General features: G+C 51.8%; 15 protein-coding genes. 13 read left to right on the forward strand and 2 right to left on the reverse strand.

The features are described from left to right. Positions 1 to 87 precede the first annotated feature (87 nt). The gene (locus HCG48_RS10320; RefSeq protein WP_168569089.1) at positions 88 to 4,956 is read left to right on the forward strand and encodes a response regulator; all 4,869 of its coding nucleotides are present in this window, start codon (positions 88 to 90) and stop codon (positions 4,954 to 4,956) included. A 9-nt stretch (positions 4,957 to 4,965) separates the two neighbouring features. Here the strand turns inward: HCG48_RS10320 and HCG48_RS10325 are convergent, their stop codons facing one another. Then, positions 4,966 to 6,129 carry a P-loop NTPase family protein gene (locus HCG48_RS10325; protein ID WP_246260019.1) on the reverse strand — a complete coding sequence of 388 codons (1,164 nt, stop codon included), beginning with the start codon at positions 6,127 to 6,129 and terminating at the stop codon, positions 4,966 to 4,968. Positions 6,130 to 6,300: 171 nt separating this feature from the next. On the opposite strand from HCG48_RS10325, the gene HCG48_RS10330 reads away from it, so the two are divergent. The 7 genes from HCG48_RS10330 to HCG48_RS10360 are packed head-to-tail and all read left to right on the forward strand — an operon-like array spanning position 6,301 to position 10,223. Further along, the gene (locus HCG48_RS10330) at positions 6,301 to 6,636 is read left to right on the forward strand and encodes a cation:proton antiporter subunit C (protein ID WP_168569090.1); all 336 of its coding nucleotides are present in this window, start codon (positions 6,301 to 6,303) and stop codon (positions 6,634 to 6,636) included. Then, positions 6,633 to 8,063, forward strand: coding sequence for a cation:proton antiporter (locus HCG48_RS10335; RefSeq protein WP_168569091.1), 1,431 nt, complete (start codon positions 6,633 to 6,635; stop codon positions 8,061 to 8,063). Before HCG48_RS10330 ends, HCG48_RS10335 begins: the two co-directional genes overlap by 4 nt. Further along, entirely contained in the window at positions 8,060 to 8,440 is a 381-nt protein-coding gene (locus HCG48_RS10340; RefSeq protein WP_168569092.1) for a Na+/H+ antiporter subunit E, read from the forward strand. The genes HCG48_RS10335 and HCG48_RS10340 overlap by 4 nt, the downstream gene beginning before the upstream one ends. A 5-nt stretch (positions 8,441 to 8,445) precedes the next feature. Continuing rightward, positions 8,446 to 8,721 (forward strand): hypothetical protein, encoded by a 276-nt coding sequence (locus HCG48_RS10345; RefSeq protein WP_168569093.1) that lies wholly within the window; start codon positions 8,446 to 8,448, stop codon positions 8,719 to 8,721. Then, on the forward strand, positions 8,714 to 8,989 hold the full coding sequence (locus tag HCG48_RS10350) for a monovalent cation/H(+) antiporter subunit G (protein WP_168569094.1): 276 nt from the start codon (positions 8,714 to 8,716) through the stop codon (positions 8,987 to 8,989). The genes HCG48_RS10345 and HCG48_RS10350 overlap by 8 nt, the downstream gene beginning before the upstream one ends. After that, positions 8,986 to 9,561, forward strand: coding sequence for a DUF4040 domain-containing protein (locus tag HCG48_RS10355; protein WP_168569095.1), 576 nt, complete (start codon positions 8,986 to 8,988; stop codon positions 9,559 to 9,561). Before HCG48_RS10350 ends, HCG48_RS10355 begins: the two co-directional genes overlap by 4 nt. Next, on the forward strand, positions 9,561 to 10,223 hold the full coding sequence (locus HCG48_RS10360) for a Na(+)/H(+) antiporter subunit B (protein ID WP_168569096.1): 663 nt from the start codon (positions 9,561 to 9,563) through the stop codon (positions 10,221 to 10,223). Before HCG48_RS10355 ends, HCG48_RS10360 begins: the two co-directional genes overlap by 1 nt. Before the next feature lie 137 nt (positions 10,224 to 10,360). Here HCG48_RS10360 and HCG48_RS10365 read toward each other — a convergent pair whose 3' ends face one another. Continuing rightward, on the reverse strand, positions 10,361 to 10,708 hold the full coding sequence (locus HCG48_RS10365; protein ID WP_168569097.1) for a hypothetical protein: 348 nt from the start codon (positions 10,706 to 10,708) through the stop codon (positions 10,361 to 10,363). Between HCG48_RS10365 and HCG48_RS10370 the strand changes: the two genes are divergently transcribed. The 5 genes from HCG48_RS10370 to HCG48_RS10390 all read left to right on the forward strand — a co-directional run bounded on the left by HCG48_RS10370 (position 10,695) and on the right by HCG48_RS10390 (position 16,493). Then, positions 10,695 to 10,925, forward strand: coding sequence for a hypothetical protein (locus tag HCG48_RS10370; RefSeq protein ID WP_168569098.1), 231 nt, complete (start codon positions 10,695 to 10,697; stop codon positions 10,923 to 10,925). The genes HCG48_RS10365 and HCG48_RS10370 overlap by 14 nt on opposite strands. A gap of 9 nt (positions 10,926 to 10,934) precedes the next feature. Then, positions 10,935 to 11,927 (forward strand): aspartate carbamoyltransferase catalytic subunit, encoded by a 993-nt coding sequence (locus HCG48_RS10375; RefSeq protein ID WP_168569099.1) that lies wholly within the window; start codon positions 10,935 to 10,937, stop codon positions 11,925 to 11,927. A 149-nt stretch (positions 11,928 to 12,076) separates the two neighbouring features. Then, the gene (locus HCG48_RS10380; RefSeq protein ID WP_168569100.1) at positions 12,077 to 13,132 is read left to right on the forward strand and encodes a sulfotransferase family protein; all 1,056 of its coding nucleotides are present in this window, start codon (positions 12,077 to 12,079) and stop codon (positions 13,130 to 13,132) included. Next, positions 13,129 to 14,517 carry a glycosyltransferase family 2 protein gene (locus HCG48_RS10385; RefSeq protein ID WP_246260021.1) on the forward strand — a complete coding sequence of 463 codons (1,389 nt, stop codon included), beginning with the start codon at positions 13,129 to 13,131 and terminating at the stop codon, positions 14,515 to 14,517. Before HCG48_RS10380 ends, HCG48_RS10385 begins: the two co-directional genes overlap by 4 nt. 98 nt (positions 14,518 to 14,615) lie before the next feature. Then, a complete protein-coding gene (locus HCG48_RS10390; RefSeq protein ID WP_168569101.1) occupies positions 14,616 to 16,493 on the forward strand; it encodes a glycosyltransferase family 2 protein in 1,878 nt (625 codons plus the stop codon). The last annotated feature ends 70 nt before the right edge of the window (positions 16,494 to 16,563 follow it).

Below are 16,563 nucleotides of genomic sequence, written 5' to 3' on the forward strand. Positions count from 1 at the left end.
CCGAGAACACGAACCACAGGCCGCCGCCCCCGTCCGGTCTAGATGAACTGAGGGAGATCCCGTCCTAAAGCGAAGAGAACGCGAGCTATGCAGCCGGAACAACAAAGAATCATGGGCTATTTCATTGAGGAGGCCAAAGACCACCTCAATACGATCGAACAGGGCTTGCTTCAACTGCCCAAAACGATCGAAGATCCCGAATGGCTCAACGAAGTGTTCCGGGCCGCCCACTCGATCAAAGGCGGCGCCGCCATGCTCGGACTGTCGCCAATCCAGCACGCCAGTCACAAACTCGAAGATTGCTTCAAACAACTCCAAGAGGTTCGCATCGCCATCGATCGCGATCTGGAGTCGATGTTCCTGCACGTCTTCGACGCCCTCAAAGCCCTCGTCGAATTGGCCGAAGAAGGGATCGAAATGGACGACGATCGCGCCCTCGCCGTCGCCGCACAAGTCGAACCGACGATCGCCGAACTGACCACCCACGTGGGAGAATTAGTCCAAACTAGCCCCCGTCCGAAAGCCAAGCCAAGCCGAGCCAGCGCTGCCGCCCCCCGGGTCGAAGAAGAAATCACCGAAACTCAAGACGACATTACCGTTCCCCAAGAAGACAGTGCCAAAGAACTGATCTTCAGAAGCGACGTTCCGGCCCGCTTGCGCGAGATGTTGCACCTGTTCAAACAAACCGACGAACCGGAAATCCGAGAACACCTGCAAGCCATTTGTCGCAACTTAATCCAAGCCGGAGAACAATTCGACTTACCCGAATGGTGCCATTTAGTCCAAACCGTCAGTCGGGCGATCGCCAACCCTCAAAAAACCTTTCACGCCTTAGCCACCGTCACGATCAAAGAGATCAAACAAGCCCAAGAACTCGTCTTAGCCGGACGGGCCGAGGCGATCGCCGTCAGCCCCAGCTTGCAAGACTTGCTCCCGGACGACCCGAGTGCCGCATTCCCCGTGTTTTCCGGCGAACGCGATCGCGACCGAGGGTCCCCAGCGAGTCCGATGGCCGCTCCCGATGGCAACCCCCCGATCCCGTCAGAATCCAGGAGGCAAAAAACGATGTCAAATCAGGATGCGTCTTCCCGTAGCGAGTCCCACGGCAGCCGCGATCGCGACAACAACCATTCCGGACGCGACCGAACCCACGGCCAAAAACCGACCTTCCAAGACGGTCCGGAAGTCGGTTCTGCCGAACTCAACAGCCTCGCCGATTTATTTGAGGGCGAATCCCCCGAACTCGACGACCGTTGGGAATCCGAAGAAGTCCTCAACGAAGCCGCCTCGACGGAACCGAGCGACTCCACGATCCTGCCGTCCGACGACTTCCTCAACAACGACTTTGAAGACTTCGACGACCTTTTATCCGAATTCAAAGGTCATCCCGGCGCCAGCGAATCGAGTCCCTCGGAGCGACTCTCCTCCGGAGACGCTGCGCGAACGCCCGCCGACGCCAACGCCGACAACGACGACCTCACCAGCTTATTCGGCGAAAACTTCTTAGACCTCGACGAGAGCCACCTGACGGACACGAACGAACCCCAGGTGGACGATAGCGACGATTTCGATGCCCTCTTCGGCGGCGACGAAAGCAACGACCCCGAAACCCCCTCCCCAGTGCCGAACGCCGAGAGTCCCACCACCGAACTCAACGATCTCGAAGAACTCTTCGACGATAGCGAAGACGATTGGGAATCCCTCTGGGAGCAATCGAGCGAGCAAACCCCCCCCGAAACCCTCGAACTCGAACCCGAACCCAGAGCTGAGAACGCCCCGATCCCCGAACCGTCAGCGCCTCCATTAGAACTAGAGGACGAAGAAGAACCCCTCTTTTTCGATAGCGAAGACAGCGACTTCAGCGACTTACTCGAAATTGGCAACGACAATGACGACGCCTTCACCAACAGCGTAGAACCCGCCGCCAGGGTTCGCGACGGCTCCGCCGATACCGAAGACCTAGAATCCCTGTTTGGCGAACCCGGTGCCGAGGCGATCGACTTGAGTCCGTCCCCAGCCGCCCCCGAAGCCCCAGCCGCCGAGGAAGACGGCGACTTAGCCGAACTGTTCGGCGAAGGGGGGGCTGCCTTATTCGACGAGGGCGCCAGCGACAGCAGCGACAGCAGCGAAGACTGGTTAAACTTTGAAGATGAAGACGCCACTGCCGACGACGCCAGTGGTGCTCCGAGCGAAGGATTTACCGCCCTCGACGGCTTGTTCGATTCGATTCCCGAAGACGACATCCCCGAAGAACTAATTTTCGAGGACACCGCCGAACCGAGTGGTGAAGACGCCGCCGCGATCGCCCCTCCGGAAGCCGCGAGCGACGATTTCGACTTTCCCGAACTCGCCAGCGAGGGAGACGACTTCGACGAATTCCTCGATTTCTCCGGGGCCGAATCCGCCGAATCGAGCTTGGAAGCCGATTTGTTCGGCGAAGAGAGCGACGAGGGCGCATCCTTCGACGAGCTCCTCGACTTCGGCGAGGAACCCGCCGCCGAAAGCCCGCTCGCCAGCGACGAGGACGACTTTGACGCCTTATTCGGCGACCTCGAACCCCTCGGCGGCGACCTCGACAGCTCGGAAACCGGAACCTCCGTGCTGAGCGATTCCGAATTAGAAGACCTCGAAGCCCTCTTAGCGGACGAAGAACCGAGTGCCCCCGCCGCCACCCAGGCGCCGCAGAGCGGCGGGAGGGTAGCATCTGGGGAGAAGAATCGCCCCTTTGCCGACTTAGAGGTGCTGTTAAACTACGGCCCGCCCGTCGAAAGCTTCGACCAATTAGCCAGCTTACTCGAACCGACCCCCAGCGCTGGAGAGACGGGCGATCGCGACACCGCCGCCGCCTCGGCCCGACCCGCTCAAACCGCTCCGGCAGCCAGCCGCAGCGCCAGCCAAACCAGCGCCGAAACCGACGATTTCGCCGACCTCGACGAACTGCTCGCCGGATCGGAAGTCATGAGTCCGCATGGGGGCGGCGGCGGCGGACGGCAGTTGACCCCGCGCACCCGGGCTTTCGAGCAGACCATGCGGGTTCCCGTCCGCCAACTCGACAACCTCACCAACCTGGTCGGGGAGTTGGTCGTCAACCGCAACAGCCTCGAACAAGACCAAGAACGGATGCGCCAGTTCCTGGATAATATGGTGCATCAGGTGCAACAGCTTTCCGATGTCGGCCAACGGATGCAAGACCTGTACGAGCGATCGCTGCTCGAAATCTCCTTGCTCGCCAGCCGCCAAAGTTACCACTTTGCCGGAGCCAATCACGACAACGACGATCGCGGTTCTGACAATAACTGGAACGCCTTAGAAATGGATCGGTTTACCCCGTTCCATACCCTTTCCCAAGACATCATCGAACTGATCGTCCGGGTTCGCGAATCCGCCTCCGATATCGAATTCCTAGTCGATGAAACCGAACAGGTGACCCGCCAACTGCGACAAGTCACCAACCAACTCCAAGAAGGGCTGACCCGAGCCCGCATGGTGCCGTTCAGCCAAACCGCCGACCGCCTACCGCGCGGGGTGCGCGACAACGCGATCAAATTTGGCAAACAGGTCGAATTGCAAGTCGAGGGTCGCGAGACTCTGATCGATAAAATGATTCTCGAACAGCTTTACGACCCGATGACCCACTTGGTCAACAACGCCCTCGCCCACGGGATCGAAACCCCCGACGAACGGGAACGGCGCAATAAAGCTGCCGTCGGCAGGATTACGATTCGTGCCTTCCACCAAGGGAACCAAACCGTGATTTCCGTTTCCGACGACGGCGCCGGGATCGATCCGGAAAAAGTGAAAGCTAAGGCGTTACAGAGAAAACTGATTACGCCGGAGATCGCGAAAACGATGTCGCGCATCGACGTTTACGACTTGCTGTTCATGCCGGGATTCACGACCAAAGAACAAGCCGACGACCTCGCCGGACGGGGGGTCGGGATGGACGTGGTGCGGACTCGCTTGAGCGAAATTCGCGGTGCGGTCAGCATCGACTCGAATCTGGGTAAAGGGACGACGTTTACGATCCGCTTGCCTCTGACGTTGAGTATTTCTAAGGCGCTGTGCTGCATCAGCGATCGCGCCCGGATTGCCTTCCCGATGGATGGGGTCGAAGATATGCTCGACGTCCCGCGCGATCGCATCCAAACCCGGGATAACGACCTAACGTTTATCCCCTGGCGCGATACGATGTTGCCGTTCCGCCACTTGCGCGAACTCCTCATTTACAACCGTCACCTCAGTCGCGGGAATGTCTACGGCAGTAATGCGGAGGACGATATTATTTCGGTCGTCGTCTTGCGCAGTGCCGGGAATTATCTCGCCCTGCAAGTGGATCAGGTGTTGGGCGAACAGGAAATCGTGATCAAACAGCTCGAAGGTCCGGTTCCCAAACCCGTGGGAGTTGCTGGGGCGACGGTGATGGGGGACGGTCGGATCGTCGCGATCGCGGACGTTCTCGAATTGATCGAATTGTCTGCAGGACGTCTGCGCCGCGAAAGTTCGAGCAGTTTGTGGGATGACAGCGAGGCGGAAGGTCAACCGGAATCGGTGGTCGAATCGACCGAACCGACAGTGTTGATCGTCGATGACTCGATTACGGTGCGCGAACTGTTATCGATGACGTTTAATAAGGCCGGATATCGGGTGGAACAAGCCCGGGACGGACAGGAAGCCTGGGAGAAAATGCGTTCCGGTTTGCCCTGCGATATCGTGTTCTGCGATATCGAAATGCCGCGCATGGACGGGTTGGAACTGCTCTCGCGGATGCAGAAAGACCCGCAATTGTCTTCGCTGCCGATCGCCATGCTGACTTCGCGCGGTGCCGACAAACACCGACAAATGGCGGTTTCGATGGGCGCCAGTGGTTACTTTACCAAGCCGTATTTGGAAGAATCCTTACTCGAAGCGGCGGGACGGATGCTCAAGGGCGAGAAATTGGTGGAAGCGAAGGCGTAACTCGGGGCTTTAAGCCAAGCGTTGCCGGATCCAGAGGGCGAATAAGGGTAAGGCCAGACGGTAGCCGAGATCGGCGCCGTAGATCAGCCCTTTGTGCTGGAGTCCGGCGATCGCCCCTTGCAAGGAACCGCCGCGAGAAAGATGGTGTTTTTGGATGTATTCGCGGCTTTGCGGTTTGTCCGTCGGGTCGAGGGCGAGGGATTCGAGCAGTTGGACTTGGGAGGCTGGCAGCAGGACGAGCAGGGATTCAAAGATATTGGACAAGTCGGCGAGCAGGTCTTGTAAGGTTTCCGCGATCGCCGCTTCGTCCAAGCGCCCCCGTTCCGGTCGCCGTTGGCGCAAGCGGCGCACCACCATCGACGCATCGCCGATGTGACCTTGAACGGCGTTGAGGAATTCTTCTAAGGCGCGCGAAGTCGGGTCGAAACTCAAGCCGACTTCGTGCAGGACTTCCTGCGCCCACGCCGCCACCACGTCATCGGCGAGGGGGGTCAGGCAGACCGTTTCTAAGTTCTGGTGTTCCTCCCGAACGCTGCAACTTTCCGCCAGGGTCGCCACTAACACGTAATTGGCTGCCGTATGACGGGCGTTCGCGCAGCGACGGCTTTGCCGTATCGCCTCCTGCAAACAGCTTTCCCATTTCGCCGTCCGATCCCAGGCGCGAATGTAGGGAAACCCCTGGAAAATCAGAATCACTTGACGGTCCATCGCCACCGCCAACTGTTGGGGCAGTTGCAATAAAATTTTATACGCCTGCCAGAGTTGTTCCGAAGTGAGAACAGGCTGACGCTTCAGAGAAAACTTGCGCGGGAGCTGCGGGTGAAACTGAAACCATTGGGATGCCTCGGAGTTCGTCCACGCCTCGATAAAGGCGATCGCCTCCGGACTGTTCGCACCTTGGGAAATACCCTCACATAGAAGTTGAACGAATCGCTGGCCGTCCGTCGCTCGGATACAATCGACCTCCATCACTTTCGCTCCCACTTCCTCCGCCGCTCGTCTCACTAAAGTTCGGCGACCGCTCCCCGGTACTCCCGCAATCAATAAATCGCGGCGATTCGCCAGGGTGTGAGTAATTTGTTGAAATTGAGCCTGCCGCCCAAACAACTCCAAAACAGACCACTCCGACTGACTCGTCATCAGCCCGGTTTCACGGCTTGTCGGTACTACCATGCTTCAGTTTCCACTACCGCATTAATATTTGCGATTCTACATATCAGCGATCTTTAAGCCTTGCACAATAATTTTTTTATAGTGCCGTATTGTTGTAACACTATAAAATCGTGCTAAATTGATTCTAACACACTTAAATACCCTTTAAGACCTCAGTCACCCATAACCATCGTGTTAGAAGCCTGCGTTTTAGCCACCGTTTTTGTCGGATTTATCGGCATTATTTTTAAACACAACTTGTTAATGAAAATTATTTCAATGGACGTCATGAGTACCGGAGTGATCGCCTACTACACGGTCATCGCCTCCCGTCTCGGATTTGGCACCCCCATTCTCAACCCGGAAAACGACGTCCAATATGCCGACCCCGTCCCTCAAGCCGTCATCCTCACCGCCATTGTCATTGGCTTTTCCATTCAGGCATTAATGCTCGTCGGTGCGATGAAACTCGCTCACGACAATCCCACCTTAGAAACCGATCGCATCGAACAAGACAACACGCCATGACTGTTCTGACCATTGCCTGGATTACCCTCTCTCTCTTCGTCGGTTTAACCATTTACCTACTCCCCAAACTCGATCGCTATCTCGCGTTCGGGATGGTTTTGCTCTCCGGCGGCTACGGGGTGCAAGTCTTGTTAGACCAGACCTTGCGGGAAATCGTACTGTTAGACCACTTCGGGGTCACCCTCCTCCTCGACCAACTTAGCGGCTATTTCATTCTCACCAACGCCTTAGTCACGGCGGCGGTTTTAGGGTACTGCATTTTTCAACAAAAAAGCGCCTTTTTCTACAGTCAGGCCATTATTCTGCACGGCAGCATCAATGCGGTCTTTATCTGTGCGGACTTCATGAGTTTGTACGTCGCCTTAGAAGTCATTGGCATCGCCGCTTTTTTATTAGTCTCCTATCCCAAAACCAATCGCTCGATTTGGGTCGCCTTGCGCTACCTCTTTATCAGCAACACGGCGATGTTATTTTATCTCGTCGGCGCCGTTTTAGTTTATCAAGCCAACAACTCTTTTGCCTTTACCGGATTAATTAACTCCCCTCCCGAAGCCATCGCCTTAATCTTTTTAGGACTGTTAACCAAAGGAGGAATTTTTCTATCCGGATTGTGGTTGCCCTTAACCCACTCCGAATCGGAAACCCCCGTTTCCGCCATGTTGTCGGGAGTCGTGGTTAAAACAGGGGTCTTTCCCCTGTTACGCTGTGGGTTATTAATGGAAGAACTGACGCCAACCCTGCAACTTTTAGGAATGGCGACCGCCTTTTTTGGCGTGATTTACGCTCTTTTTGAAAAAGATAGCAAACGCATTTTGGCATCGAGTACGATTTCGCAGTTGGGCTGGCTGATGGTGGCCCCGGCGGCGGCGGGGATGTACGCTTTAGGCCACGGCTTAGTCAAGTCTCTGTTGTTTTTAATGAGCGGTTCTTTACCGAGCCGAAATTTAGACGAACTCCAAGAAAAGCCGATGCATACGTCCCTGTGGATTCCTCTCATTCTCGGCAGTTTGTCCATGTCGGGCTTTCCGTTGTGGATAGGATTTTCCGCCAAGGCGCTGACCCTAAAAAGCCTCGGATCTTGGCAAGAAATGGTCATGAATGTGGCTTCGGTAGGAACGGCTTTGATTTTTGCAAAATTTATCTTTCTGCCCCACAAACGTCAAGGAGAAGGCATCAAGCCGGGATTGAAATGGGTGGCCAGTTTTCTCATTTGCGCTCTACTGCTCGGCAATATATTCTATTGGCCTGCTTATACTTTACCCAATATGTTAAAAGCGGTGGGAGCGATCGCCGTCGCGTGGCTGGCGTATTTTGTTATGGTCAAACCGCTTAAGTTTCAATTACCGAGAGTGTTGGAGAAATTCGAGCATCTAATTGGGGTAATGAGCGCGATTTTAGTTCTACTGTTTTGGACGGTGTTCGCATGATTGGCTATCTCAACTTAACCTTACGATTGGCAATTTGGTTTTTACTCACCAGCGATTTGAGTCCGGCCAATATTTTTATCGGGATTGCGGTCTGTTTTCTGTTACCCGGATTGCATAAGACCCCAAGCGCGTTAACCGATTGGTTGCGGGTATTTTGGGAAATTATCATCGCCGTCCCCCAAGCTTATTGGGAAGCCTTGCAAATGATGGTCAGTCCTCACGTACAAGAGGAAGTCACCTTAGAACGAGTGAAGCCAAGGCGAACCCCCGGGTTGATTTTTTTAGATATTTTCTTAATTACGTTCACCCCTAAAACAATTGTTTTAAAGTACCACGAGGATGGTTGGTACGAAGTTCATAAAATCAAGCGAGGATAGCCCGGATGAATGGTATTTTGTTTCTCGGGATGTTTTTGTGTTTGTTAATCCCTATTTACGAAGCGTGGAAAGCCGATGATATTTGGCAAAAAATGCTAGCTTTTGCGAGCATTCAAACGAAAACATCGATTATGGTTTTGGTGGTTTCCGTTTTCCGCGACGATTGGATGATTGGAGTCGTCGGGGTACTGATTCTCAGTGTGGGAAATGCAGCGTTGATGCTGTTGGCGAATGTGGTCAAACGGTTAAATCAGGTCTCGGAACGGGGGTTTTATGGTTGAGTTTTTGAGTTATTTCTGTATGGTCGTCGGCTTGGTGTTCTGGTTTTGGGGAACCTGGCCTTTACTCGGTCCGCGATCGGTGTTATTTAAACTGCACACGCTTTCGGTGGCGGATATTCTCGGTTCGATCGCGATCGTGTTCGGACTGTTATTAAAGATTCCCAAAGAATTGCCGTTATTGCTGTTAGCCTTATTGTCTTTGGCGATTTGGAATACGATTTTAGGTTATGTTTTGGCCTACTGTGCTCGGCGGAGTATCAACCAATGAATGATGCGTATCTTTATCCGATTGTGGGGTTACTCCCGTTGACGGCGCTGATGTTGGTACGATCGCAAAACCCCTATCATGCGTTAATCTTGCGCGGGATTTTGGGGTCGGTCGCGGCCCTAGTGTATGCGGCGTTGGGGGCGGCGGACGTGGCCCTGACGGAAGCTTTGGTCGGAACGATGTTGGCGATTACCCTGTATGCGGTGGCGGTGCGATCGTCGTTGGTGCTACGTTTGGGGGTGCAAGCATCGGCGGTCAAAGGAGAAAGCTGCGATCCCCAGTGGGGGAAACTGTGGACGCAATTAAATAACCTGTTTACGCCCTATCACTTACGCTTGGAGTTAGTGACCTATAGCGGGTCGGAGGAGTTACACCAAGCTTTATTAAATAAAGAGATTCACGCGATCGCGGAAACGGTCAATTCCCCTGTAGAGTTCGAGACAGAAGACGCCCCCTTCGTGATGACAACCCGGACGCGAAGACTTTACGAATTGATGCAAAAAGAGCAACTGACGAGTGAAATTCATTTGGTGATTCCGGAAGAATACGGCAATGGAGGAGGGAAACACTAATGAAGTGGGTTTATTTAGGGATTGTCGTCGCCATTTATTTGAAATTTATGGTGATTCCCAATCCAACTTTGGAGTTGCCCGACCCTTCGATTGTCGAGTTGGTGGTCGCCGATAGTGGGGTTCCCAATGCGGTGACCGGGATTATTTTTAGAAACCGCTTGTACGATACGATTTTTGAGGTGGTCGTGTTTACGATCGCCATTATGGGAGCGAAATTTTTACTCGCCAACGAACAACCGTTGAGCGAAATTCACCAATTTAGAGACCAACCCTCGATCGTCCTAGCCCGTTTGGGGGCAATTATTACGGCATTAGTCAGTATCGAATTGGGAATTCGCGGTCATCTCAGTCCCGGTGGCGGTTTTGCGGCGGGGGTCGCTGGCGGAACGGCGATCGGTTTGGTGGCGATTACGTCCAATTCGGAATGGATGGAGGGGATTTACCGACGCTGGCGGGCGGCGATCGCGGAAAAACTCTCGGTGTTAGTGTTTATCGTGTTGGCGGCGATCTCGTTAGCCGGTTTTGCCCTCCCCGAAGGAGAAATGGGAACCTTACTCAGTGGTGGAATTATTCCGTTATTGAATATCTTGGTGGCTTTTAAGGTCGCTTTGGGGTCTTGGGCGGCAATTTTATTGTTTATTCGCTATCGAGGATTGTTTTGAGGAGTTTATAAAATTTAGAGTTTAGAATTTAGAGTTTAGCTTGGGGAAGCCTGTTAGAGGCAGGCAAAATGCCGCCACTACCGGGGGGGTGGGCGATCGCAATTCTCAATTTCCCCCTCCCGATTTCCTCCTCTTGGCTAAAATTCGATCGCCTTGCCGCGATCGGTAAATTCCACCGATTCGATCGCCCAATCTGGATGACTGGTGAGGGTCTTTTTCAAACTGCCAAATAAGGCAAATTGTTCGCAACTAGCTAAAGAAATAAATTGTCGGCGGGAGGTGGGAGATAACCGTAAATCCACCGTGGCGACTTTGGTAGTGGGGTCTACGGCGACGCGATAACCGACTAACTCGAAATCTACGGTTCCGGGAGACTCCAAGATTTTACCGACGACTGCTTCCATCGGATTTTGCGCCGCAACTTGCACCGTTTGCGGTTCCAAGGTTTTACAAAACGGATCGGCTTTATAGATGGTCGCGGTCACGGTATTGTTAGAAAGCGACCTCGCCGGGACAGACGGCTGTGTAGACGGATCTGGGCGCTGCGGGGTCGGTTCGGGCCGCGCTGGCATGGTGGAGGTTACCGTCGGCGCCGTCTCGCTTTCTTCGGGAAGTGGCGGCGGGGTGCAACCACTCACGGCGATCGCCAGCAGACCAGCTAGCAGCTTGAAACTCTGGTTTTTAAAGCAACGATTGGATTGAATCACTCGCATGGCTACCCCCTCTTGGACTCGCTGCCATATTATTTCACTGGCGGATTTTACGCCGGACGAATACGATACAGTCCTGCAAACGGCGGCTAGTTTTCGCGAGGTTCTCTCGCGACGGATGAAAAAGGTTCCCACTTTACAAGGTCAGGTAGTGGCGAACTTATTTTTTGAACCTTCGACGCGAACCCGCAGCAGTTTTGAACTCGCCGCCAAACGGCTTTCCGCCGATACGTTAAATTTTGCCGCGAGTAGTTCGTCGCTGACCAAAGGCGAAACGATTTTAGACACCGCTAAAACCTATTTGGCGATGGGAACGGATTTGATGGTGATCCGTCATCGAGACGCGGGAGTTCCCCAAGCGATTGCCGACGAGATGGATCGTCTGGCGTCGAATGTCGGGGTGCTCAATGCGGGGGACGGACAACACGAACATCCTTCTCAAGCCTTACTCGATTTATTTACGATCTGTTCTTTGCTCGACCCGGAGCGTCCCCGTCTAGAATTATTAAAAGGGAAAAAGATCGCGATCGTCGGGGATATTTTACATTCTCGCGTGGCCCGTTCTAATATTTGGAGTTTGACGGCGATCGCCGGAATGGAATTACATTTGGCGAGTTCCCCGACGCTGTTACCGCAGGAATTCGCCGATTTTGGCGTGGGGCGATCGGGACAATTACAGTTACATTGGCAGGTCGAACCCGCGTTAGAAAATGCCGATTTCGTGATGACCTTGCGCTTGCAAAAAGAGCGAATGAGTCAGCATTTACTCCCGAGTTTGCGCGAATATCACCAGCGTTACGGGATTACCCGCGATCGCCTCCAAGCCTGCAATCGTGGGGTTAAGGTTCTCCATCCCGGTCCGGCGAATCGCGGCGTTGAAATTAGTTCGGATTTGATGGACGATCCGGAATTTAGCTTAATTTCCCAGCAGGTTACCAGTGGCGTCGCCGTTCGCATGGCTTTACTCTATCTCATGGGTGGCGGTAAAGCGTGAGGCGATCGCCCTCAACCCGTCCGCCAATCCCCGCAGCCCACCCACGTACAAACGCCGTCCGTGATATTGTAAAGGAACGTTAACTCCCACTCGGCTCGATCCGTTCTCGAACTGGGTTACTCTCCCGTTTATTGTTGCATTAATTGCCTATGTCGCTGCCGACGATCGTCACTGGAATGCACCGTTCGGGGACTTCCCTAACGGCATCTTTTATTAAAGCGATTGGGGTCGATTTCGGAGACAATCTCCTCGAAGGCGATCGCTTCAATCAAAAAGGGTATTTTGAAGATGTAGACTTTCTGGAATTCCAGCGATCGGTCTTGCAAAAAAGCTGCGATCGCACCGATCCGGGATGGCACGATTGGGGCTGGACGCAACAAGAAACCCTCGATCGCCGCCAATTTAAAAAGTACGAACTAGAGGCGCGATCGCTGATTGAAAACCGTCCCCAAAATGGCGTTTGGGGATGGAAAGATCCGCGCACCACTTTAATGCTCGACTTTTGGCATCAACTGTTACCAGAAGCGCGCTACCTATTCGTCTATCGCCAGCCTTGGGATGTTGCCGATTCCATTTTACGCCTCAATAGCGCCATTTTTTCCGAACATCCCGACTACGCCCTCAAAGCTTGGGCATATTACAACCGCCACTTACTTCAATTTTATCAAGAACACCGCGATCGCTGCATTTTATTTAATATTAATTCCGTTTTGCAACAGCCGGAACGCTTAGTTGAGTTGTTAGAAGATAAGCTCAATTTTAAGCTGGAACGGCGCGATCGTCAGCGTGTCTTTCAACAGGTGTTTCACCCCGACTTATTTAAACAACTCGATCCGGGTCATCCTTTCGTCCAACTCCTGCGAACCCAACTCCCAGAATACGAGCAATTGTTGCAAGAGTTAGACCGCAACGCCGATATTCCTAGCCCCTTTTTCCAGGTTGCCATGCCGACAGAAACCCCCTTGGAAAAATCGGCGATGCTGCTGCACTATCGCACCTTAAAAGCGCAAATGCACCAGCAAGCGATCGCCCACCAATGGGAACAAGAGAAACAGCAATTACACGTACATATTGCCCAGAGAGAGGCGGAATTAGCCGCCGTCAAAGGGTCGCGAACCTGGAGAGCAAAAGAAAAGGTTTTTCAAGTTAAAGAGGCGATCGCCAGTAAATTATCCGTGAATTTATTCGCGAACGGTAAAGCGTGAAAGGGAAGAAAATCACCGTGGTTGAGGAACGCCAAGATCTCGAAATTCAAGTTTCGGTTATTATTCCTTGTTTCAATCAAGGAGAATATCTTTTAGAGGCGATCGCCAGCGTCGAAAGCTGTCAGGACTCCGTCTGGGAAATCGTTATCGTCAACGACGGTTCTACCGACGAAAAAACCCAAAAGGTCTTGAGTTATTTAAAACAACAAGGCTATCGAATTATTGACAGCGACAATCGAGGATTAGCCGCCGCCCGCAATTTGGCGATCGAACAGGCGAACGGGGACTATATTTTACCCTTAGATTCGGATAATCGGATTAAAGCGGAATATATCCCGCGATCGCTCGAAATTCTCGAAGACTCTCCCGAAATTGGCATTGTTTACAGTTGGGCGGAAATCTTCGGCGAAGAAAACGGAATTCGCGAAGTTCCTCCCTTCGATATCAATCGCTTGATGCGGGGGAATTATATCGATGCTTGCGCCGTTTTCCGCAAAGCCGTTTGGCAAGATTGTGGCGGTTTTGACTCGCAGATTCCCGAACAATTGGGTTATGAAGATTGGGATTTCTGGTTGGGGGCGGCGGAAAAAGGCTGGCAGTTTGCTTGCATTGAAGAAGCTTTATTTGAGTATCGCTTTCGTCCGGACTCGATGGTGAGTCGCTGCAATATTCCCGAAAATCGCAAACAATTGTTTCGCTATATTTGTGCCAAACATATCGGCTTATATGCGAGCAACTTTGCCAATGTTTTTGCAGAAATAGAATGCGATAAACTTAAAGAAGAAGAGAAAGTTGAAGATCTCGAAGAACGATTAGCACAAACCCAGGTAAAATTAGAGTTCTGCGAGTCTTTGCTGGCAGAATCTGAGGCAAAATTAAGGGCGATCGCCAGTCACGAGAACAGTGTAAAACGAGAAAGTCGGCAGTTAGAGAGTCAACTCAAACAAGAACGAGAACAAAACGATCGTTTAAGTTTAGAACTGGAACAATTGCGCGATCGCCTGCGAGTAACTCAAAGTAATTTAGCGGCGGAAACCCAAACCCTAGAAAGATTACAGCGATCGCACCAAGAAGAATGCGATCGTCTCAAACACAGCCACGAACAAACCCAAAATGAGTTAGAACGACAACTCGAAGACCTGCGGCGATCGCACCAACAACAACTCGAACAAACCAAGAATGATTTCAAAATTCAAATTGATAGCCAAGCGAAGAATTTTGAACGCACTCAAACCGACTTAACCACCCACATCCATCAACTTCAATTTCAAGTCGAACACGCCCATCTTGAAATTGAAGCGATGAAAACCAGTAAGTTTTGGAAACTGAGAACCCAGTGGTTTAAGTTAAAAAAAAAGTTGGGTGGGGCGAAAGAGAACATCTAAATCGAGAACATCCCCATTTAGAAACCCCTCCTTCGCCCCTTTCCCCCGGTTCCGACTCCTCCACCTCTGACGGTCCCTCTCACCTTAACGAACCTCTAATGCTGCGAAATTCTTTTGCGCGATCGCCCGAACAACTCATCCGTCTCCAGCGATTGTCCAAACGGTTTTACGAGTCTTGGAAAACCAAAGGAACCCGCTACGCTTTAGCCCGAGTTTTTAAAAAACTTTACTACAAATTAGACGAAACCCCCCTACCGAGTCAGGGCGCCCCCGAAGTCGCCCATCCCCTCCACGACTATCACTATTGGTTAAGTCAAAACTCCGCCCGGGCAGCCGATTTACGGCAAAAATCACAAACATTTAAAGTTTTTCCCTACCAGCCCTTAATTAGCATTTTAATGCCCGTTTACAATCCCCCAGAACGGTTCTTGAGAACGGCTTTAGATTCAGTTTTGGATCAAGTTTATCCGAACTGGGAATTGTGCATCGCCGATGACGCTTCTAGCGAAGAGTATATTAAAAACGTCCTCGAAGAATATGCCGAAAAAGATTCCCGAATTAAAGTCACCTTCCGGGAGAAAAACGGTCATATTTCCGCCGCTTCTAACACCGCTTTAGACATGGCAACTGGGGAATATGTCGCCTTGTTAGACCACGACGACATGCTCAATGCAGATGCCCTTTATGAAGTCGCATTAATGCTCAATCTTCATCCGGAAGCCGATATGATTTATTCCGATGAAGATAAAGTTGACGACAACAATCAATTACGCGATCCGTTCTTTAAACCCGATTGGTGTCCCGATTCGTTTTTATCGAGAATGTACACCTGTCATTTGGGAACTTATCGGCGATCGCTCGTCAATGAAATTGGTGGGTTTCGGGTCGGATTTGAAGGATCTCAAGATTACGATTTAGTCTTGAGATTTACAGAAAAAACTGATAAAATTTACCATATTCCTAAAATTTTATATCACTGGCGCATTCACTCGCAATCCACCGCCAGCGAGTTAGAAAATAAGAGTTACGCCACCGATGCCGCATTTCGGGCGATCGCCGAAGCCTTAGAAAGACGAGGCGAACCCGGACGGGTGGAAGCGACCGAAGGCGGACACGCGATCGTTCGTTATCATATTCAAGATTATCGCTTAGTTACGGTCATTATTCCGACCCGAAATTATGGCAGTACCCTCAATACTTGTCTGACCTCTATATTTGAAAAAACGACCTATCCCAATTACGAAGTTCTGGTCATTGATAACGGCAGTACTGAACCGGAAACCTTAGAAGTTTTCAACAAATGGAAGGCGAAAGAACCCGATCGCTTCCGTTGCGAACAACTCGATATTCCCTTCAATTTTTCCAAGATTAACAACTACGCCGTCACCCAAGCAAAGGGCGACTATCTCCTCTTTTTAAATAACGATACGGAGGCGATCGATCCCGACTGGATGACTGCGATGGTCGAACAAGTCCAACGCCCTTCCATTGGGGCCGTGGGCGCCTTATTATTGTATCCCGATTCGACCATTCAACACGCCGGGGTTGTGATCGGTTTGGGCGGGGTCGCCGGACACAGCCACAAGAATTTTCCCTCTGGGGTTCCGGGCTATTATTTCCAACTGAAAACAGTCAATAATTACTCGGCAGTCACTGCAGCTTGTTTGATGTGTCGGCGGGAAGTTTTTGAGGAAATTGGCGGGTTTGAAGAAGAAAACCTTAAAATTGCCTTTAACGATGTCGATTTATGTTTGAAAATGGTAGAAAAAGGGTATCGAAACCTGTATTTACCCCACGTAGTTCTCTACCATTACGAGTCAAAAAGTCGCGGGTTTGAAGACACTCCAGAAAAAATCACGCGGTTTTCTCAAGAAATTGAGTATATGCGCGAAAAGTGGAAAACTATTATCGACCACGACCCGTGTTACAGCCCCAATTTAACGAGGGATCGCGAAGATTACAGTATTAATTTGTAATTAATTTGTCACTTAAGTAATTGCCTCAGTTGGTTATTTGTTCGTTATCCGTTCTTTATCCGTCGATCGC

The organism is Oxynema aestuarii AP17 (genome assembly GCF_012295525.1).
GTDB classification, from domain to species: Bacteria; Cyanobacteriota; Cyanobacteriia; order Cyanobacteriales; family Laspinemataceae; genus Oxynema; species Oxynema aestuarii.

What these genes read in the sequence shown, in the direction of transcription:
- HCG48_RS10320 (WP_168569089.1), top strand. Translation starts at nt 88, where the DNA reads ATGCAGCCGGAACAACAAAGAATCATGGGCTATTTCATTGAGGAGGCC.
- HCG48_RS10325 (WP_246260019.1), bottom strand. Translation starts at nt 6,129, where the DNA reads ATGGTAGTACCGACAAGCCGTGAAACCGGGCTGATGACGAGTCAGTCG.
- HCG48_RS10335 (WP_168569091.1), top strand. Translation starts at nt 6,633, where the DNA reads ATGACTGTTCTGACCATTGCCTGGATTACCCTCTCTCTCTTCGTCGGT.
- HCG48_RS10340 (WP_168569092.1), top strand. Translation starts at nt 8,060, where the DNA reads ATGATTGGCTATCTCAACTTAACCTTACGATTGGCAATTTGGTTTTTA.
- HCG48_RS10345 (WP_168569093.1), top strand. Translation starts at nt 8,446, where the DNA reads ATGAATGGTATTTTGTTTCTCGGGATGTTTTTGTGTTTGTTAATCCCT.
- HCG48_RS10350 (WP_168569094.1), top strand. Translation starts at nt 8,714, where the DNA reads ATGGTTGAGTTTTTGAGTTATTTCTGTATGGTCGTCGGCTTGGTGTTC.
- HCG48_RS10355 (WP_168569095.1), top strand. Translation starts at nt 8,986, where the DNA reads ATGAATGATGCGTATCTTTATCCGATTGTGGGGTTACTCCCGTTGACG.
- HCG48_RS10360 (WP_168569096.1), top strand. Translation starts at nt 9,561, where the DNA reads ATGAAGTGGGTTTATTTAGGGATTGTCGTCGCCATTTATTTGAAATTT.
- HCG48_RS10370 (WP_168569098.1), top strand. Translation starts at nt 10,695, where the DNA reads ATGGTCGCGGTCACGGTATTGTTAGAAAGCGACCTCGCCGGGACAGAC.
- HCG48_RS10375 (WP_168569099.1), top strand. Translation starts at nt 10,935, where the DNA reads ATGGCTACCCCCTCTTGGACTCGCTGCCATATTATTTCACTGGCGGAT.
- HCG48_RS10380 (WP_168569100.1), top strand. Translation starts at nt 12,077, where the DNA reads ATGTCGCTGCCGACGATCGTCACTGGAATGCACCGTTCGGGGACTTCC.
- HCG48_RS10390 (WP_168569101.1), top strand. Translation starts at nt 14,616, where the DNA reads ATGCTGCGAAATTCTTTTGCGCGATCGCCCGAACAACTCATCCGTCTC.